Origin of the sequence: Methylovirgula sp. 4M-Z18, assembly GCF_037890675.1 — a bacterium.
GTDB lineage: Bacteria > Pseudomonadota > Alphaproteobacteria > Rhizobiales > Beijerinckiaceae > 4M-Z18.
The window spans coordinates 2,787,673-2,807,527 of record NZ_CP149574.1 but is presented as its reverse complement, the minus strand read 5'-3'; the positions used below and the strand labels follow the sequence as shown (position 1 = coordinate 2,807,527).

General features: G+C 58.7%; 14 protein-coding genes and 1 tRNA gene. 12 read left to right on the top strand and 3 right to left on the bottom strand.

Annotated features, from left to right (window positions below):
• The first annotated feature begins 226 nt into the window (after nt 1-226).
• The 6 genes from V9T28_RS12990 to V9T28_RS12965 all read left to right on the top strand — a co-directional run bounded on the left by V9T28_RS12990 (nt 227) and on the right by V9T28_RS12965 (nt 10,146).
• The gene (locus V9T28_RS12990; RefSeq protein WP_116399354.1) at nt 227-1,501 is read left to right on the top strand and encodes a glycosyltransferase family 4 protein; all 1,275 of its coding nucleotides are present in this window, start codon (nt 227-229) and stop codon (nt 1,499-1,501) included.
• Nucleotides 1,498-2,448: a glycosyltransferase family 2 protein gene (locus V9T28_RS12985; RefSeq protein ID WP_116399353.1), complete on the top strand. Its 951-nt coding sequence runs from the start codon at nt 1,498-1,500 to the stop codon at nt 2,446-2,448. The genes V9T28_RS12990 and V9T28_RS12985 overlap by 4 nt, the downstream gene beginning before the upstream one ends.
• A 1,144-nt stretch (nt 2,449-3,592) precedes the next feature.
• Nucleotides 3,593-5,743 carry an Ig-like domain-containing protein gene (locus tag V9T28_RS12980; RefSeq protein WP_116399352.1) on the top strand — a complete coding sequence of 717 codons (2,151 nt, stop codon included), beginning with the start codon at nt 3,593-3,595 and terminating at the stop codon, nt 5,741-5,743.
• Between the two features lie 1,266 nt (nt 5,744-7,009).
• A complete protein-coding gene (locus V9T28_RS12975; RefSeq protein WP_158554712.1) occupies nt 7,010-8,362 on the top strand; it encodes an NAD(P)-binding domain-containing protein in 1,353 nt (450 codons plus the stop codon).
• Nucleotides 8,313-9,428: an ATP-grasp domain-containing protein gene (locus tag V9T28_RS12970; RefSeq protein ID WP_147306390.1), complete on the top strand. Its 1,116-nt coding sequence runs from the start codon at nt 8,313-8,315 to the stop codon at nt 9,426-9,428. The genes V9T28_RS12975 and V9T28_RS12970 overlap by 50 nt, the downstream gene beginning before the upstream one ends.
• A gap of 286 nt (nt 9,429-9,714) precedes the next feature.
• A complete protein-coding gene (locus V9T28_RS12965) occupies nt 9,715-10,146 on the top strand; it encodes an integrase core domain-containing protein (RefSeq protein ID WP_116399349.1) in 432 nt (143 codons plus the stop codon).
• Nucleotides 10,147-10,190: 44 nt separating this feature from the next.
• Here the strand turns inward: V9T28_RS12965 and V9T28_RS12960 are convergent.
• A tRNA-Met gene (locus V9T28_RS12960) sits at nt 10,191-10,267 on the bottom strand.
• Between the two features lie 329 nt (nt 10,268-10,596).
• Here V9T28_RS12960 and V9T28_RS12955 point away from each other — a divergent pair.
• The 3 genes from V9T28_RS12955 (at nt 10,597) to V9T28_RS12945 (ending at nt 13,781) form a co-directional block, all read left to right on the top strand.
• On the top strand, nt 10,597-11,652 hold the full coding sequence (locus V9T28_RS12955; RefSeq protein ID WP_245423907.1) for an extracellular solute-binding protein: 1,056 nt from the start codon (nt 10,597-10,599) through the stop codon (nt 11,650-11,652).
• A gap of 102 nt (nt 11,653-11,754) precedes the next feature.
• On the top strand, nt 11,755-12,246 hold the full coding sequence (locus V9T28_RS12950; protein ID WP_116399348.1) for a hypothetical protein: 492 nt from the start codon (nt 11,755-11,757) through the stop codon (nt 12,244-12,246).
• Nucleotides 12,246-13,781 (top strand): ABC transporter permease, encoded by a 1,536-nt coding sequence (locus V9T28_RS12945; protein WP_116399347.1) that lies wholly within the window; start codon nt 12,246-12,248, stop codon nt 13,779-13,781. The genes V9T28_RS12950 and V9T28_RS12945 overlap by 1 nt, the downstream gene beginning before the upstream one ends.
• Nucleotides 13,782-13,797: 16 nt before the next feature.
• Here the strand turns inward: V9T28_RS12945 and V9T28_RS12940 are convergent, their stop codons facing one another.
• Both V9T28_RS12940 and V9T28_RS12935 read right to left on the bottom strand, forming a co-directional pair.
• Nucleotides 13,798-14,580 carry a site-2 protease family protein gene (locus V9T28_RS12940; protein WP_116399346.1) on the bottom strand — a complete coding sequence of 261 codons (783 nt, stop codon included), beginning with the start codon at nt 14,578-14,580 and terminating at the stop codon, nt 13,798-13,800.
• Nucleotides 14,581-14,618: 38 nt separating this feature from the next.
• On the bottom strand, nt 14,619-15,410 hold the full coding sequence (locus V9T28_RS12935; protein ID WP_116399345.1) for a class II aldolase/adducin family protein: 792 nt from the start codon (nt 15,408-15,410) through the stop codon (nt 14,619-14,621).
• A 210-nt stretch (nt 15,411-15,620) separates the two neighbouring features.
• Between V9T28_RS12935 and V9T28_RS12930 the strand changes: the two genes are divergently transcribed.
• The 3 genes from V9T28_RS12930 to mnmA all read left to right on the top strand — a co-directional run bounded on the left by V9T28_RS12930 (nt 15,621) and on the right by mnmA (nt 19,855).
• A complete protein-coding gene (locus tag V9T28_RS12930; RefSeq protein WP_116399344.1) occupies nt 15,621-16,958 on the top strand; it encodes a malonyl-CoA decarboxylase in 1,338 nt (445 codons plus the stop codon).
• A gap of 11 nt (nt 16,959-16,969) precedes the next feature.
• Entirely contained in the window at nt 16,970-18,490 is a 1,521-nt protein-coding gene (locus tag V9T28_RS12925; protein WP_116399343.1) for a malonate--CoA ligase, read from the top strand.
• 180 nt (nt 18,491-18,670) lie between these two features.
• Nucleotides 18,671-19,855, top strand: coding sequence for a tRNA 2-thiouridine(34) synthase MnmA (gene mnmA / locus V9T28_RS12920; protein WP_116399849.1), 1,185 nt, complete (start codon nt 18,671-18,673; stop codon nt 19,853-19,855).

Sequence of the window (19,855 nt, the reverse complement as noted above, 5' to 3'; positions counted from 1 at the left end):
GCGCCGTCTGGCCCGCGGTTGCCACTTTCCGGCGCGCACGTGAGCCCGTAGGAGGAAATTAATCCTTTCAAATAAATGGTCAAATAAAGAATTGCAATTATATATTGAGTTCCAGGGGATTTATTATTAGATTAAATGCGCCGCAAATGCCACGACGGTCGCCGCTTTGCGACCCTTTGAACGGCGGGAGAGGCCTCGATGTGAAGACGGTTCGGGAGGTCGGTCTGTGCGGAAATTGCTACTGATTGCACCAACGTGCGACGGCCAGGATGTGGGGGAGGCCTGGGTTGCATATCAGTGGGTCAAGCGGCTTGCTGTTCGTAACGATGTTACTCTCCTGACATACAATAAACGCAGCAAGCTCCCGGCATCAGTCCAGCTTCCGGGGCTGCGCGTTGTGGAGTGGACAGAACCGTCACTATTCAGCAGGGTAGAGCGATTCAATAGCCTGCTCAAGCCGGGTTATATTCCATTCTATATCAAAGCGCGCGGCTGGATTCGGCGCGCATTGGCCCAAGGTGAGAAATTTGATCTGGCCCATCAGATCCTTCCCGTTGCCATGCGTTACCCTTCCCCCCTCGCGGGATTGGGTCTTCGATATCTTATAGGGCCAGTGGGCGGAAGTCTTGATTCCCCAGAAGGGTTCAAAGGTGACCGCGACACGGCTCCCTGGTACGTCGGACTGCGTCGGCTTGATAGGCTGAGAATGCGGTTCGACCCATGGCTGCGGCAAACCTATACGGATGCGTCTTGCGTCGTTGGCATAGCGCCATATGTTCGGTCATTCCTATCAGGTCTACCCGTCCGCAGGTTTGAAATTCTAAGCGAAACGGGTCTCGAGGCGCTTCCTGACGCCGTCGATCGCTCAGGTCGCGTTGGCCCGCTCCGACTTCTTTATGTGGGCCGAGTTATCCGCACCAAGGGGATCCGTGACGCGATCAGGGCCATGGCGCTATTGAAAGATTTGCCTTTGGTGCTCGACGTTGTCGGGGACGGATTTGACCGGGCCATATGCGAAGATCTCGTGGCAAAACTGGGGCTCGCAGAACGCGTGATCTTTCATGGGCGCCTGGCACGCGCAGATGTCGATCGCTTCTATCAATCGGCCGACATTTTTGTCTTTCCAAGCTATCGCGAGCCTGGGGGGAATGCCGTCTTCGAGGCGATGGGCTGGGGCTTACCGATCGTGACCTGCGATCGCGGCGGGCCGGGGGCTGCTGTGGACGAGACAAGTGGGATACTTATAACGCCGGTAGACCCAAATCAGTTCGCGCATGCAATCTCAGACGCCATCCGGCATCTTGCCATGAATCGGGCACTCCGGCTGATGCTCGGTGATGGTGCGCGCCTTCGTGCCGCTACCGTTGCGCTTTGGACTCAAAAGGTCCGCCGCATGGAGGAACTCTACCTCAAGCTTTCGGACGAAGCGACATTGAGCGACGTCGAAGCCCAATCAAACAACTGCGATCTTGGGCTCAATGAACGTCAGAGGTTGCAATGATGAATGCATCGCAGATCGATGTCTCTGTCGTTATCGTCAATTGGAATACAATTGACCTGCTACGCGATTGCATCGACTCAGTTTATTCCACCATCAGCGATGTAAAATTTGAGATCGTCGTCATCGACAATGGCTCTACTGATGGCTCTGTCGCGATGGTGCGTCGTGAATTTCCTGACGTGATCCTCATCGCAAACACTCGGAATGTCGGATTTGCAGCAGCGAACAATCAGGGCTTCGCGATCGCATTGGGGCGTCATATCCTGCTGCTCAACAGCGACACGATTGTATTGGATGGGGCAATTCAAAAAACCGTGGCATATTCCGACGCTCATCCGGATACCGCGGCCCTTGGGTGCCGCGTCTTGAATCCCGATTTAAGTCTGCAGTGCAGCTGTTTTATGTTTCCATCGTTGCTGAACGCGTTTCTGTTCTCGACATACTTATACAAGCTGTTTCCAAAGAGCCGTTTCTTTGGGCGTGAACAAATGACGTGGTGGCCAAGAGACGATGCACGAGAGGTCGATGTCGTCACAGGGTGCTATATGCTGGTTCGACGGGAGGCGATTGACGAAGCCGGTGTGTTAGACGACGGATTCTTTATGTATGCAGAGGAGACAGATTGGTGCTATCGATTTCGGGCGAAGGGTTGGAAGAATCGATTCATGCCCGATGCGCAGATCATCCACTTTGGCGGAGCTAGCGCCGTTAAGCTCGGCGCCCGCCGCGCTCAAATCGCGAATGCATCGTTTGTGCGATATATGCGAAAGCATTGGTCGAAGCCCAAGGCGCTGGTTGGGATCTACATGCTTCTATTATTTTATGTCATCCGGCTGGCTGCACTGTTGCCCAAGCGCGTTGTAAGCGCAGATGAAGTCGATAAAAGAAAGATCGCAAATCATTGGGCCGGTCTCAAAGACATTTGCGCGCGCAGCATTCATGGCTAGTCCCATTGCTCTGTCCTGCCGTTTGGCCCGAAACACGCGGACAACAAAGCTCTGTTGGTGCGTGAGCCATCGCTGCGCCTCTGGTCGACACACGGAGCCATTGCCAGACACGTCCTGCCTACGTGGAAGTATACGTCGGCCGCTTTTGCGAAATTGCAAAATGCCCACTGGGAGAATGAAAAGTTTAGGCCGTCCACGATCGGCGTCGAGTGATTCGGGCAACCGGCAGATTGAACATACGTCGAACATTCTGGCTGATCGGTACAATCGCGCTCCAAATATTTGCTCAGTCGCGCTAATCGGGCGATGTGTCATCGGCCGCACGTAGCCTATTGATAAAGTGGTACTATAGTCGTGGAGCGGAGGGGAAATCTCGCTCTCTCATCCATCGTCCCGGATGGCGAAGCGAGGGCTCGCCTTGAAGAAACCAAAAAATCGCCCTAAAAACGCCGCCGCAAATGTCGCTATTGCCAACTTGACGGGTATTGTAGCGATCAGATTCCGCGCGGGTGCACTTTCGATAAAATTGATGAGTGTCGCTTGCGAAACACGCAACGAGCGGGGCCCGAATTGACTCAGGCAACCAATAGGTCGCCAAGGCGGTGGCACAAGCTGTTTGGAATGGGCGGTTTTTTCGGCATCACGTCGAGAAGCGGGACGGTCGCCGTGAAGAGTTCAAAATTCAGTATAGCATCCGTTGTCACATCGAGCGCGGACGAACCAAAAGCATTTATATCCCTTCAACGACTCGACAGTTGTGCCGATATAAGGGTCGCGCGCAGAGTGGAATATTTTCTGAGGCGTGTTGTGATGGGCGTTGGCGGTTGGCAAATTTTCACGGATCTTGCAGATTGCTACCTATGCGCGTCCAATGGGCGGAACGATACTTACCGCGTCGAAACATCAGCTTATTTCTTAAGTGACGCCTTCTCAGGCTGCGCGCGCTCTGCACGAAATGACGGCGGTACGATCCCACAAAAATGGAATATCCTTGGCTCGAAAGCCACAAGAAGCGAAGCGCGTGCTTCGCCAGCGTTTTCACACGTTGCTGGCAATCGTGCGCACGGAAGAAAACAAAAAGATATGATGAGCGCTTGCAGTTTTGCCCCAACCCAAGATCTCACTTAACGCAACGGAGGCGCCAATGTCGGTAAACACTGCTTACACTGATCCGCTCGGTTTGCCGAATGGTGATGGATCTATAGGAGCAGCCGGAGGTGTCCTGCAGGAGCCTGGTCTTCTGAACAATTATGCGAGCCGCCCGGCGTGGCAAGTTGCGGGCGTAGACTACGCTGTCGGCGTGACTCCCAACACAGTCCTCCAAACACCAACGGTGAATGACCTGCCGGCAGGAGTGACGTTAGGACAAGGTGTGATCTATGTCGACGGCAATAACGTTACACTGAACGGTTACGACCTGACGAACTACACGGTCATGGTCAACAGTGACGCAACTGGCACGGTCACGATCAGTAATTGTGCCGCGACCACCGGCGTGAATATCCGAAGCACGGTGGACGCGACCGCCAATTTGGTTGTCCAAAATTGCACGTTTGACGGCGGCGGGATGGCGTCAGATCCTAATTTTCAATTGATTAAGGTTTGGACACCACTCACTGTCGAATACAGCGTGATCAAGAATGCACCCGCCGCCATCTATGCGGGTGGCGGAGCCCCTTTGACTGTGCTTTACAACGAAATGGAAGGGTTCGCTTGGTCCCCTGGCGCGCATGCGAATGCGATCTACGTAACGGGCGGTAATAACCCGTCCGCCACGACCCTGATCGCTTACAACACCATATACAGTGGCGCGACGCAAAATGCCCAAGGATTTCCGATTGGGTTGGGCGCTGCGATCGCCTTTTTTGATGACGGCGGGAATTTCTATCACAGTACGGTGGCCAACAATACGGTGATCTCCGCTTTGCCGGGAGGTTCATCATATTTGATAGGCTTTTATGTCGGTTCAGGACATAGCGCGACAGGCGGTGTCGTTGAGAATAATTTCGTTGCATCCGTAAACGGCTTCAACAATGCAAATAGCGGTGCATACGGCGCATTTTATACCGGCTCGTCGGGTGTCGTTCAGGCAACCTATACTCATAATGTCGATATGAGTGACGGCTATCTCATTGCGGGAGACAATACCGAAACCCCGCTTGGCGCCGGTTCTCCCCCGATTGTTGGCGGTTCACCGTTGAGTCCGCCCGTGATCGGCGGATTTTCGCCAGATACGGGAATCGTTGGTGATCACATCACCAATGCCAATCAGCTGACTCTTACCGGGACGGCTGCAGCGAACAGCACGCTCGCAGTTTTTGATGGGACGACGCAGGTTGGCACAACAACGGCGGATGCAAACGGCCAGTGGACGTTCACCACCCAAACACTGAGCGATGGTAATCACCATCTGACCGCAACGGATACGACGGCGTCGGGAACCAGTGCGCCATCCGCAGACTTTGCAGTCACGATAGACACGCATGTCCCCGGCGCACCAACGATGATGGCCCAATCGCAGGACGGGTATGCCGTTGGCAGCACGACCACTCTTAAGGATATTGTCCTTCAGGGCACTGCCGAGGTGAACAGCACCGTTAATGTTTTCGATTCCGGCAAGCCCCTTGGCAGCGCGGTCGTGGATGGCACTGGTAAATGGAGTTTCGACACCGGCCAGCTCGCAAATGGACTTCACAACTTCACGGCGGCGGCGACCGATATCGCGGGCACGACCAGCGCGCCCAGTGCGACGCTCAGCGAAACCATCGGCGCGCCGAGTCATGATCCTCATAAGCTCATCATCAAAGGGATGGCTACCGCGGACAGTCATATTCAGATGTATGACGGCCAAACCTATATCGGTACAGTAACTGCGAGCGCTGATGGTCATTGGACGTTTGTCACGCCCTCTGTTCTGTCCGATGATATGCATACCTTCAGGGCTGATGATATCGGCGCCGGGGCACCAAGCTCGGCAAACGTGATTGTTGGCTCGACAGGCGGCAGTGTTCTGGCGGGTGTGTCGGGTAATGATTATTTCTTTGGGAGAGGCCATCCGGATACGTTCGTGTTTGCGCAAAACTTCGGACATGAATCGATCAAGGATTTCGTTCCGGCAGGCGCAACGCATGATGTTATCCAGTTTAGCGCCAGCGAGTTCGACAGCTTTGCTAGCGTGCTCTCGCATGCCGCGCAGGTTGGTCAGGACGTCACTATCGCAACAGCGAACGATGTACTTACCCTGAAGAATACTCAGCTCGGGGCGCTCAACAGCCATGACTTCCATTTTGCGTAAGATGAGACACGCCGGAAATATTGGGCACTGATATGGATGCATCGGACGAGATGCGTCGAAGAGCGATAGAGAACTCTCAGCATGCCCCGATACATTGGACGCGGGAAGTTGAGGATTGAGGTCGCAAGAGGACCTCTGACGCGCAATGTTGGGCAATTTTGCGCATTAAGTGCGCGATTCGAGCCACGCTGCGCATTCTTTCGCCTTACACCCATTGGAGGAATTGACCTCGCGTCACAATTTAGTCAACTTTTCTTACATTGAGTACCTCGTATGATCGGATGACAAGTCATGGCATCCTGCGAACCCATCGATCTGGCTGGCAAAATGAACGTGACATTCCTCCCGCGTGCAGATGGGGGATTGCGGGCCTTCTGTTTGGGGTTTCCAGATTTCGTCCTGTCCGACAGCGACCCAAATGAGGTCTTGGCTAATGTGAAGCCGCGACTCGCCGCATTGTTGACGGAGATATACGGCTGCCCGGTGGTCGTTCGCAGTAACCGGCGGAACCGTACGATACGGATTAGTGAGAAGTTCGTTTATCGAATCTGCGCCGCGAAGTCCGCCAGCTCCCGACAGGTATCTGCCAGACCCGAACAAGTTTCGGAAACTTTACCCGTACGCTCACGGGCGGAGCGGCATTCTATATTATCCTCGGGCCCAAAGAAGGCACTTCCGAGGTAGGGGGTCGAGGGGAAGAGCCCCCCGCCGCTTCTCGACTCCCGCCGATTTTCTCTGCGGCCTATCGCCAGATTTGGCCCGGGACCCCACATATTATCTGGTACTGAGATCCGCCTGCTGATTGGAACGAGCCACGGAAGTCGGTAAAGAGATCCACAAGGTTGAGTAGGGAAGGCGAAACTAGTTCGACCGAACAGGAAGTGTATGCGACAAGGCGCAGGTGTATAAACCCTCAAAATTACTGAGAGGTCGTGCCGATGGTCGGTATTTATCGACGCTTCGCTCTTAGACAATTAAGGCCTTCTCCATCAGCTTTGTCGGTTAAATTGCGCAGGGCGCTTATTTTAAACAATCCGCGCGGGTTGATTCTGAATATTTAAGCGGGCGGGGCCATCCCGCTTCATCCGGAAATCTATGACGTTTGATGAAGGTGCCGGGGTGGTCGGGTTAATCATTAATATTCGAGCTGGCGTCGAGTATTAAACAAAAAGTATATTTTACGGATATCGTTTTTCGTTTTAATATGAGGCATCATGTTATTTAATGCGCCGTGACAGGCGGAATATTGACGAGGAGGTGGAGGTGTTGGACGCCATCGACGTCATTATTGTAGGTGCGGGCCCCTACGGCTTGTCTTTGGCCAGCCATCTCCACGCCAAGGGCGTGCGCTTTCGCATCTTTGGCCGGCTCATGGAGTCCTGGAAAAGCCGCATGCCTCCTGGCATGTATTTGAAATCTCACGTGTGGTCCTCGAGCCTCAGCGACCCGGCCGAGAAGTATACGCTGGGCGCGTTTTGTAAGGAGATAAACTTCCCCCTCGCAGACTCGGATACGCCGCCGCTTGAACAATTTGTTGCCTACGCCGAGGCCTTCCAGCAGCGCGTCGTACCTAACGTTGAGGGTAAATTGCTGACGCATCTGAGAAGCGATCCAAAAGGATTTATTGCAGAATTCGATGACGGCGAACTGGTCTTGGCTAAGCAGGTCATTGTTGCGGTCGGCGTGCACCCGTTCAAACATGTTCCTCGCGCTCTCGGCGGGTTGCCGAAAGAAGTGGTGTCCCATAGTGGCGATTATGGCGCTTTGGGAGGGCTCGAAGGCCGGACTGTTGCGGTTATCGGCGCGGGAGCGTCCGCGACAGATTTAGCAGGCCTGTTGGTCGAAAAGGGTGCGTCCGTTTCACTCATCGCTCGGACCCAAGAACTCAAATTCGCGGAAAAGTCGCGACAGCGAAAATCGACTTTTCACCACGTGGCTTCCGTGATCAAGCCGATCATTCGGCCTGGCTCTGGGATAGGGTCGGGCTGGCTACTGAAATTTTGTGCCGACGCTCCAGGGCTATTTCATCTGCTTCCTCAGCGCTTGCGGACATATGTTGTCGGCTCGCAGCTCGGGCCGCTCGGTCACAGCGGTATGAAAGATCGCGTTATCGGGAAGTCGCAGCTTTTCCTGGGGCGCGAGTTGGAGCGTGCAGAATATCTCGACGGCAACGTGACACTGCATTTGAAATGCGCCGGCCGCCGAGAAATCGTCACAGCAAGTCACGTTATCGCCGCCACCGGTTACAAGATTGATTTACGTCGGCTTGAATTTCTTGACAAAAACCTGTTGTCGCGCGTCGCGACGGTAGAGGGCGCGCCTATTCTGTCGTCAAACTATGAGTCAACCACGCCGGGGCTTTATTTCATAGGACCTGTGGCCGCTAACGCGTTTGGTCCTGTGATGCGTTTCGTGTTCGGCGCCTCTCATCCGTCGCGCCGGCTCGCGGCGTATTTGGCGGAAAGTAAAGTTGCTTGGGCGGCATCGTCCACGGAAACGAAGCCGGCCATCACATCGCGAACCAAAACGGTTGAGCCTAAGGGCCTCACGATGGATCATGAGACGAGCAATGAAACAGCTATTGCCGGAACTTCTGGAGTCGACGCGACACAATCCTGATACGCACACGAGAGGCGAAGTTCTGCGCGTCTTGATTATATCGACCCGGTTCAAATTGCCCTATCGCGTCATGCGATGCGCTCAAGCCACTGGCGCCAAGGTTTTCGTGCTTGGCCGGCAAAACTCGCGTAAGTTAAAATATTCCAAATTTTGCGCGGAGTTTATCACGACCGATCGAGAGATAGATGGCCGGATGGATTTAGATCTGGCCCACGAGATTAACTTTCACTGTGCAAGGTTGAATATTGACCTGGTTTTGGCGGGAGACGCACCAAGCACGCGAAGCCTCATCCAGTTGCGAAGCGCGGTCAATACTCCATGTTTCCCCATGCCCACTCTGTCCGTGTTCGACGAATTGAATGATAAATGGCGCTTCGGCTTGCTGTGCAAGGATCTCGATATCGACTATCCAAAAAGTCAACTGTTTGCAAACGTCGGGGAGTTGCGTCAGGAGCTTAGTGGGCGCGAGGTTAATACGTCCTGGATGGCTAAGCCTCTCTCGATGGACGGAGGAATGGGATGTATCAAGCTCACGCCCGAAGAGTTCGAAGCGCAGTTCGCGCAGATTACCTACGAGCCGATCCTGCTTCAGGAATTTGTCGAAGGGGAGGACATCGGTGCAAGTGTTTTCTGTAAGGAAGGCGAAATTCTAGCATTTATCGCTCACAAATTTGAGCATGACACCTATTTTACATTTTATGATCACGACATATACCGCAGTCTCGCAGCGCTTATGACACGCACTAAGGCCAACGGCGTCTTTAATTTCGATATGCGTCGCACGTCCAAGGGGCGGGTGGTCTTTCTTGAATGCAACCCCAGATTTTATTTTAAAATGGCAATGTCCATGGTCGTGGGAGTCAATTTCGTGGCTTTTGGTTTGACAGACGGACAGAACGCCCGCTTGTCGCCGGGTTGGGGCGCCAAGATTGCACGATTTCCAAAAGCCTTCTTACTGCAAGCTGCATCGTTTCGGAAAATGGAGCGGGAGAGCTGGAATGCGCTGAAGTTTGTTCTCGCGGACCCGATTCCTTATGCGTTGGAGCTGCTGAAGCTCCAAGAATAGAGGAGATGTAGGTCTCGAGGGCGTGGGGCTTCAGGCCCAAATCCTTCTTCGACAAAGGCTCGCCCCGCAGTGCTCCGACCAACATTGCGTTCGGACTATGCCGCCGGTTCGATGCGCCAACTATGCATATTCTTCGAGCTTGGCCTCAGGCGAGCGTATCGCATTGGAGCCGTAACGCGGGTTCATCCTCGACCTGCCCATACTTGCGCGTTCCCGATATCCTGAGCCGCGGGTCGCTCAAGCCCAGGGCACTTGATCGAAAGGGGAGACGACCACCGGCTCCCTCATGCCGAATAGCGCCTACATCAAGACGCTCGACAGGTCGTTCCGCGATAAATGCCTGTACTTGCCGTGGTTCTCCCCGGTCCCCGAAGCAAGGCGGATCGAGGCCTGGAGACCGGAATACAATCATGGCCTTCCGAACACTGCTCTTGGTAATCTGACGCCGGCGGAATACCGTGCCGAATCAGAAACTTGCCCTGTCCCAATCGGGGTAGGCCGAGCCGAAAACGCCCCCTGTGGCTGCATCTGCATGATGCGAAAGAAAATCAACGTCTCAACCGTGCTCGCCGGTCAGAGGCTCGGTATCAAGGAAGTCGACGACGGCATTTGGCTCGTCAGCTTCATGCATTATGATCTGGGATATATCGATCTGGAACAGAAGACCTTGCAAACCATCGACAACCCGTTCGGCTCGAGGTTGTCACCCATGTCTTAGGTACAAACTGTGACCTATGTCTCAAGGTCGGACATTTGGGGTGATGGTAGCGGAGGAGGGACTCGAACCCCCGACACAAGGATTATGATTCCTCTGCTCTAGCCGGCTGAGCTACTCCGCCACACGCCACGACGCGGTGCGCGATGGGCAGCGGGGATATAGGCGGGCCGTCATATCGCTGTCAAGCGTTTCCACACGCCTTGATGATTCCTTCTTCCACAGCCTTGCCGGGGGAGAAGGGTTCAACCTTTCGGCCTAGTTTAGAAATCTTATAAACTATTGATTTTAAATATTTTTTTATTTGACGACACGCGCTTGCGGCGTGTACAGGCTTGGCCGCATGTGAGCCGCTAACCCGGCTCGGTAACTTGTAGTCGGCGCCCTTTCGGCGATCCGGCGGATCTTAAAAAAACCAAGGCGGGGCTTTGACCCCCGATTCTGGAGATTAGAATGGTCGACAAGATTTTTGACGTCACCGCGAAGCTGGCGATGAGCCGCCGCGAGATCCTGCAGCGGACGCTGCTGCTCGGCGGCGCGGCCGCCGCGTCCGCCCTGCCGATGGCCCATGCGCAGGCGGCGGACGAGACGCTCGTGCTCTACAGCGGCGAGCATCGCGAAACGACCGAACAGCTCGTGGCGGCCTTCACCAAGGCGAGCGGCGTCAAGGTCACGGTCCGCAACGGCTCAAGCTCGGAACTTGCGAGCCAGCTTGCCGAAGAGGGCGCCAATTCGCCGGCCGATCTGTTCTGGTCCGAGCAGAGCCCGAACATCGCCGCGCTCGCCGACAAGGGCCTGCTGGCGCCGGTCGATGCCGACACGCTGAACGCCGTCTATCCGAGCTTCAAGGCCGCCGACGGCACCTGGGTCGCTGGCAGCGCGCGCTACCGCGCCGTGCTTTACAACAAGAAGATGATTTCGGACGCCGATCTGCCGGTCCATATCCTGGATTACGCGGACGCGAAGTGGAAGGATAAGATCGCCTTCTGCGTCAAGGACGGCTTCATGGAGCAGGTGACGGCGCTGATGATCCTGGAAGGCAAGGACAAGGCGCTCGCCTGGCTCAAGGCGCTCAAGGACAACGGCCGTCAATATCCCGGCAACGGCGCGCTGGTGAAGGCAGTCGAAGCGGGCGAAATGGCGTTCGGCCTCACGAATAATTATTACTGGGACACGATGGCAAAGGAGCAGGGCGCCGACACACTCAACACGGCGCTGCATCTCGTCGCCAAGGGCGACTCGGGCGCGCTGGTTAATGTGACCGCCGCCGGCGTGTTGAAGAGCACGAAGAAGATGGAACTCGCGCAGAAATTCCTCGCCTATCTGGTGAGCGAAGAAGGGCAGAGCGCGGTCGTCGCCTCGATCGCGGAATATCCCGTGCGGCCCGGCGTGACCTCGCCGTTCAAGCTGCTGTCCTTGAGCGATTACGGCCAGTCCAAGGTGACGCCCGGCGATATCGGCGCCGCGACGGAAGCCTTCGCTTTGTCGCGCGAAGCCGGATTGGTGTGAGCGAGGCGGCTCCTCCTCGCAGGGGGAGGGGCCGTACGCTGGAGTTGCTTTCCTTCATTGCACGATGAATAAGGGATTAGGCCGTGTCATCGAGGTAAGGAAATGCCGGAAGCGATTATTCCCATGCCCCCGACTTGGAGAATAATCGCCGCATTTGTTGTGACACCATTCATCGCGACGCTTCCGTTGGCATGCCTTGCGCCTATGTATTTCGGTCTCCCAATGGGTGAGCGCGTCATACGAACAAACCTTTTGTACGCCGCGATTGGCGGCTATCCGCCTGCCATCATCCTTGGCGTTCCAATATTCCTTTGTTTAATGGGACGTGTAAGAGCGTCCGCGTTGAACTGTGCGGCTGCTGGAGCGGTTGTTGCTGGCATCCCGTGGCTCATCCTCATTCTCGGTTTGGGGGCCAATACGATCGAAAGTTCCACCGGGGACTACGTAACAGTCGAACACGGAGTCCGGACATTCTGGGGTTGGATCGAGCTTTTTGAAGTGAGCGGTGCTATCGCATCGGCCGGAGCCCTAGCGGGCGTCGTGTTCTGGATCATTGCAGCGGCGGGGGGGCGGACCGATGCGCAAGGCGCTTGATGACACGCGCAACTAGTTCACGTCCGCCAATCTGGCTCGCGTTCTGGGGCCTGATCCCAGCCGCGCTTGTGCTGCTGCCGGTCGGCTATGTCGCCGACCGGTCGTGGCAGGCCGGCTGGCACGAAATTGTCGACGAAGTGTTCCGGGCGCGCACGTTCGATCTTCTGGTCAACACGCTGACGCTGGCCTTCTCGGTCACGTTGGGCTGCGTCGTCCTCGGACTCGGCGCGGCCTGGTGCACCGAGCGGTGCGATCTGCCGTGGCGGCACGGCTGGCGGCGGGTCGCGGGCCTGCCGCTCGCTGTTCCCGCCTTTGTCGCGAGCTACGCCTGGTCGTCGCTGGGGCAGGTCTTCGAAGGTATGTTCGGCGCGATTCTCGTGCTGACCGTTGCTTGTCTGCCCCTCATCTATCTGCCGGCCGCCGCCGCCCTGCGTGGCATGGACCCGAGCTTCGAGGATGTCGCCCGCACCCTCGGCATCGGGCCGTGGCGCAGCTTTTGGCGCATCACCTTGCCGCAAGCCTTGCCGGCGCTCGGCGGCGGCGCGCTGCTCGTGATGTCGCACATGTTCGCCGAATTCGGCGCGCTCGCCTTCCTCCGCGTCAACACATTCACGACGGCGATCTTCGATCAATACGAATTGCAATTCGACAATGCGTCGGCGGCCATGCTGTCGGGCATTCTCATTCTGCTCTGCCTGCCCATCGTCTGGGCCGAGATGCTGTTGCGTGACAATTTGCGGCTCGCGCGCACCGGGCCCGGCAGCGCGCGGCGCCTGCCGGTCCGGCGGCTCGGGTGGGCGCGCTGGCCCATCTTCTTGCTCTTCGTCGCGGTGAGCATCGTCGCCTTCGGGGTGCCGCTCGTCACTTTGCTCAGCTGGCTGTTGCGCGGCGCCTCGGCCGGCATGGGCGTCGATACCCTGCTTCCGGCGGCGCTCGGCTCGCTCTCATTGGCCGTCCCGGGCGCGCTGCTGACGACGGTCCTGGCCGTGCCCCTGGTGCTGATGAGTACGCGCTATCGCGGCTGGCTGCCAGCGTTCGCCGACCGTCTGCCCTATGTCGTGCATGGCCTGCCGGGCATCGTCGTCGCGCTGGCGCTCGTTTATCTTGCGATCCATTATTGCGGCTTCATCTACCAGACGACGCCGCTGGTGCTGATCGCCTATGTCATCCTCTTCCTGCCGCAGGCGCAATCGGCGGTGAAAGCCTCGGTGGCGCTCGTGCCGCGGGAGCTCGAATATGTGGCGCGCAGCCTGGGCCGTAAGCCCGTGGCGGCTTTTTTTGCCGTGACCTTGCCGAATATCATGCCGGGCATCGGCTCGGCGCTGTCGCTCGTCGTGCTGCAATTGATGCGCGAATTGACCGCGACGCTGCTGCTCGCGCCCACCGGCGTCGTCACCCTCGCGACGGAATTCTGGTCCTATACGAACGACCGCGCCTATGCCGCCGCGGCACCTTTCGCCGTCGTGCTGGTGCTGGTGTCCGGCCTGCCGGTCTATTTCTTCACGCTCAAGTTTTCGCAGGTGCGCGATCGTTAGGTTGCCGTGGGAGCGATCACCAGAAACGGAACGCGTGCAGGCCGTGGATGACATATTGCGGCGGGATGCCGAGCGCACTGAGGGTGCGGATGACGCCGATCAGGAAATAGCCGCTGAGCACCGGCGATACAAAGAAAACCATGAAGACCAGGATCATCGCGCCTGATGCGAACGGCCGCAGGGCGGCGTCGACCCGGCGCGGCAAGAACGGTTCGATGATGCCATAGCCGTCAAAGCCCGGAATGGGCAGAAGGTTGAAAAAGATCGCCATGATCTGCAGATAGGCGAGATAAGCGAGCGCGCCCCAGAAGGCCGATGCGCCGAAAGATTGGGGCAGGCCGAGCCAGAAGGGCATGGCGAGGATGAGCGCGACCAGGAGATTGGCGAAGGGGCCTGCCGCCGAGACGGCGCTGTCCCACCATTTGCTGCGCAGATAACGGGTCTCGATGAAGACGCTGGCGCCCGGGAAAGCAAAGCCGCCGACGAGGAGAAACAGCAGCGGAAACAAGAGGCTGCGCAGCGGATCCATATAGTGGAGCGGATCGAGCTCGAGATAGCCTTTGGCAACGACGGTCTTGTCGCCGCCGATCAAGCCGATGAGGGCGTGGCCGAATTCATGCAGGCAGATCGAGACGATCCAGCCGACGATGACGAAGACGAAGACGAGCGGCGCGTTCGAAAACACGTCCATGTACAAAGCCGCGCCCACGACGATCAGCACCGTGAGCAGAAAGACGAAATTCAGGCTGACATGGGGTGTCGTTTGAACGGGGGGCTTGCGTAACGGAATGACATTCATCTTGGGCAGGCGCTCTCATTCAATTCGGCGCGGACTCGTTACCGCTTCTTCGCCACTCTCTTATCACTCTTTGGTTCGGGTGCAGAAGAGCGCCGGCGGGTAACGACCTTCTTTTTCTTGGGGGGCTTTTTCGCCGCGACTTTGGCCGCGCGCGCGGTGGGCGCTTCGCTTTGGGCCTGATTGGCCGCGTGATGGTCCGAGACCTTGAAGCGCTCGACGATCTCATGGACGGCGGCGTCGGTCAGAGTGGCGGGTTTTCCGACGCTCAGCGCGTGATGATAGATGCGCGCCAAGGTCTCGAGTTCCGCCGCGCGCCACATGGCTTGGCCCAGCGTGGCGCCGGTCGCCACCATGCCGTGATTGGCCAGCAGCACGCCCTGCCGGTCCTTGAGGCCGGCAAGGACGAGATCGGCCAATTGCTTGGTGCCGAAGGGCGCATAATTGGTGCACCGGACATCCGGTCCGCCGAACAGCGCGATCATGTAGTGGATCGCCGGGATGGGTTTGCGCAGGCAGGCGAGAATGGTCGCGTAAAGCGCGTCTGTGTGAACTATGGCACTGATATCGCTGCGGGCGCGGGCGATGTCGAGATGCATGCGCCATTCGCTCGTCGGCTTCATCGTGCCGTGCCAGGCGCCGTACTCCCCGGCGAGCGGCATGACGGCGATCATTTTGGGCTCGACCTTTTCGAGCGGGACGTCGGCCGGCGTGATGAGCAAATCGTCGAGCAGGCGGAGCGAAAGGCTGCCAACCGCACCCTGACTAAGGCCCAAACGTGCTATTGCCCGGCATTGCGTGACGATCTCGAGCCGGGCGTTTTGTTCTTTCATTCCGTTCATCCCCCGAAAAAAATCAAATGTCTTTATGGATTGGATGACAGTTTTATGACAATGGGATAAATGACCGCAGTACGCCCCGTGCGAATTTCGGTTTTGTCCGGTCGGACCCTGGGCTAGTCTCTCTTCCACCCACGTCTAAATATCCGTATCGGCGGGCGGATGTCGCCGCCGGCGGTGCGGGACCGCGCGACGGAGGCATGATTGGAAACGACCTTCTTTTTGAGCGGGTTGCTGCAAACCGTGGCCGACCGTGGCCGGGCGCTGGTGGGGCTGGCGCGCGAATCGGTCGCCTCGCCAGAGGTGATTCTGCGCCGCGCTGAACAGCTTGTGTCGGGGCGGGGCGAGGCGACGGGCGTTGCGCTCGCCGCCGATGTGCTGGCCGCTTATGGCAATCTCGATGCCGCCGGCAAGATGCGGGTTCTCACCGAATTCAACAGCCGCTTCGGGCCCGATCTCGCCCGGCTCACCATGGCGGCGACCGATTATCTGGCGGAGCCGGACCTCACGCGCGCCGGCGCGCTCAGCGCGGCGGCGGAGCCGCGGCGGCAGGAGCTGATCCGCCGGCTCAATCTCGCGCCCGGCGGGACGCCGGCCCTGGTGCGCATGCGCGAGGATGTGCAGGCGCAACTTGGCGAGCGGCCCGACCTCAAGGCCTTGGACGCGGATTTCGTGCATCTCTTTTCTTCCTGGTTCAATCGCGGCTTTCTTGTGCTGCGGCGTATTGACTGGTCGACCCCCGCCAATATCCTGGAAAAAATCATCCGCTATGAAGCCGTGCACGCGATCGAGAGCTGGGACGACCTGCGCCGCCGCCTGGAGCCGCCGGACCGGCGTCTCTATGGCTTCTTTCACCCGGCGCTGATCGACGAGCCGCTGATCTTCGTCGAAGTCGCACTCACTGACGAAATTCCAGCCGCGATCGCGCCGCTCCTGGCGCCGAAACGCGCGGAATTGCCGATGAACGAAGCGACCACCGCGGTCTTTTACTCGATCTCAAACGCGCAGCGCGGCCTGGCCGGCGTGTCCTTCGGCAATTTCCTGATCAAGCAGGTGGTCGAGGAGTTGAAGCGCGAATTGCCGAAGCTCGACACATTCGTCACCCTCTCGCCCGTGCCGGGTTTCGCGAAATGGCTCGAGACAGTGCGGAAGGGCGAAACGGACCTGCCGAAAGCCGACCGTCGCGCCCTGGCCCTAATGGACAAATCTGGCTGGCAGCAAAAATCCGGCGCGGTCGAGGCGGTCTCGCGCGTTCTGTTGCCGCTCGCCGCCCATTACTTCACCAAGGCGCGGGATGCCCGGGACCGGGTGATCGATCCCGTCGCGCGGTTCCACCTCGGCAACGGTGCGCGGCTGGAGCGGCTGAACATGCTTGGGGATATGTCCAAGAAAGGCCTGCAGCAGTCGCACGGCTTGATGGTCAATTATCTCTATGCGCTGGGCGATATCGAAAAGAATCACGAAGCCTATGCCAACAAGAATGAAGTCGTGACCGCGCCGGCCGTCCGCAAGCTGGCGCGCACGGCGTTCAAGAATAACTGACCAGGATCTTCATGTCGGACAATCTCTTCAATCTGATCGCATCGCGCACGGCTGACCCGCAGAAAATCTTCCTGACGACCCCCGAGGGCCGCGATCTCACTTATGGCGCGCTCTTCGCCCAGTCCGGTCGCTTCGCTAATGTGCTGAGCGCGCTCGGCGTGAAGACGGGGGATCGGGTTGCGGTGCAACTGGAAAAATCGCCCGAAGTGATCGCGCTTTACCTTGCCTGCCTGCGCACCGGCGCGGTGTTTCTGCCGCTCAACACCGCCTATACGCCGCATGAGGTCGATTATTTCGTCGGCGACGCCGAGCCCGCGCTGATCGTGTGTGATCCGACGAAGCGCGAGGCGATCGCGCCGCTGGCGGAAAAGTATCGTGTGCCCGCGCTCGAGACATTGGGAATCGCGCAGGACGGTTCGCTGGTCGAGACGGCGCACGACGCGAGTGCGGATTTCGCCACCGCGCCGCGGTCAAAGGACGATCTTGCCGCGATCCTCTACACGTCTGGCACCACGGGGCGGTCGAAGGGCGCGATGCTGAGCCACGCCAATCTCGCCTCCAACGCGCTGACGCTTATCGACGTCTGGCGCTTCACGAACAGCGACGTGCTGCTGCATGCGCTGCCGATCTACCACACCCATGGGCTGTTCGTGGCGACCAACATCGTGCTGCTCGCGCAGGCATCGATGTTTTTCTTCGGCAGGTTCGACGCCAAAGCGCTGCTGCAGGCGATGCCGCGAGCGACGAGCATGATGGGCGTGCCGACCTTCTACACGCGGCTCCTCGGCGAGCCGAGCCTGACGCAGGACGCGACGCGGCACATGCGCCTGTTCATCTCCGGTTCGGCGCCCTTGCTCGCCGAAACCCACCGCGAATGGGCGGCGCGCACCGGTCACGCCATTCTGGAGCGCTATGGCATGACCGAGACCAATATGAACACCTCGAACCCCTATGACGGCGACCGCATCGCCGGCACGGTGGGCTTGCCACTGCCGGACGTGGCGCTGCGGGTCGTCGAGCCGGAGACCGGAAAGCTGCTTCGCGCCAACGACATCGGCATGATCGAGGTGAAGGGCCCGAACGTGTTTCGCGGCTATTGGCGCATGCCGGAAAAGACGGCCGAGGAATTCCGCGCGGATGGATTTTTCATCACCGGCGATCTCGGCCTGATCGACGCGCGCGGCTATGTCCATATCGTCGGGCGCGGCAAGGATCTGATCATCTCGGGCGGTTTCAATGTCTATCCGAAGGAAATCGAAACCGAGATCGATGCCTTGCCGGGCGTGGTCGAGAGCGCCGTGATCGGCGTGCCGCACAAGGATTTCGGTGAGGGCGTGACGGCGGTCGTCGTGACGCGGCCGGACACCGCGCTCGACGAGGCCACGGTGATTGGCGCGCTGCAGGACCGTCTCGCCAAGTTCAAGCTGCCGAAACGCGTCATTTTCGTCGCCGACCTGCCGCGCAATGCCATGGGCAAGGTGCAGAAGAAGGTTCTGCGCGACGAATATCGGGAGATTTACGCGCAAGGCTGACGTCCCGGCGCTTCCTTCTCCCATGCTTTCCCGCGAGCGAAGGGCGGGCGCCGCGGCGTCGGCGCTTTTGGGCACGCGCCCACCCTGGTTATTTCACCCGCAATACTATATATGGGCCGTTGGTTTTTGCGTTTTTGCGCCCTAAATCCGGGGCCTTGCGTTTTGTTGAATGAGTGCATGATGACCGACCGCCCGCTGTTGAACTCTCTGGATATTGCCAGGCCGCCCGCCGAGACGCGGGTGGTCGTGGCTATGTCGGGCGGCGTGGATTCGTCGGTCGTGGCCGCGCTTCTCAAGCGCGAGGGCTATGACGTCGTCGGCGTCACCCTGCAGCTTTACGACCATGGCGCCGCCATCCACCGCAAGGGCGCGTGCTGCGCCGGCCAGGACATTCACGACGCCCGCGATGTCGCGGCGCGGCTCGGCATTCCGCATTACGTGCTCGATTACGAGAGCCGGTTCCGCGAGAAAGTGATCGACCGCTTCGCCGAGAGTTATGTCGCCGGCGAGACGCCGATCCCCTGCGTCGCGTGCAATCAACACATCAAGTTCCACGACCTGTTCGAGACGGCCAAGGATCTGGGCGCCGACGCCCTCGCCACGGGCCATTACATCGCCTCGCGGCCCGATGCGGACGGCCGGGCCCTGTATCGGGCGCTCGATGCCGGCCGCGACCAGAGCTATTTCCTGTTCGCGACCACGCGCGAGCAGCTCGACCTGTTGCGCTTCCCGCTCGGCGACATGCCGAAGGCCGAGGTGCGCGAGCTTGCGCGCGAGTTCGGCCTGACCGTCGCCGAGAAGGCCGACAGTCAGGACATCTGCTTCGTGCCCGCCGGCAAATATACCGACATCATCGAGCGCCTGCGCCCCGGCGCGGCCGAGGCGGGCGAGATCGTGCATGTCGACGGCCGGGTGCTCGGCACCCATGCCGGCATCATTCATTACACGATCGGCCAGCGGAAAGGCCTCGGCATCGCGACCGGCGAGCCCTTGTTCGTCATCCGTCTCGACGCGGTGCAGAAGCGCGTGATCGTCGGACCGCGCGAGGCACTCGAAACGCGGCGGATCGACTTGCGCGAAATCAATTGGATTGGCCCCGGCGAGATCGAGGCTATTGCGGCGCAAGGCCTCGACATTGCCGTGCGCGTGCGCTCGACTCGAGCGCCGGTGCCGGCGACCCTGCACCGCGACGGATCGGCGCTCTATGTCGAACTCGCTCAGGGCGAGGAGGGCGTGTCGCCGGGCCAGGCCTGCGTATTCTACGAGTCGGCCGAGCCGCGCGCCCGCGTCCTCGGCGGCGGCTTTATCCGCGCCACGCAGCCGGTTCTGACGGGCGCGGCGCCCGGCTTGCGCGTCAGCGCCTGA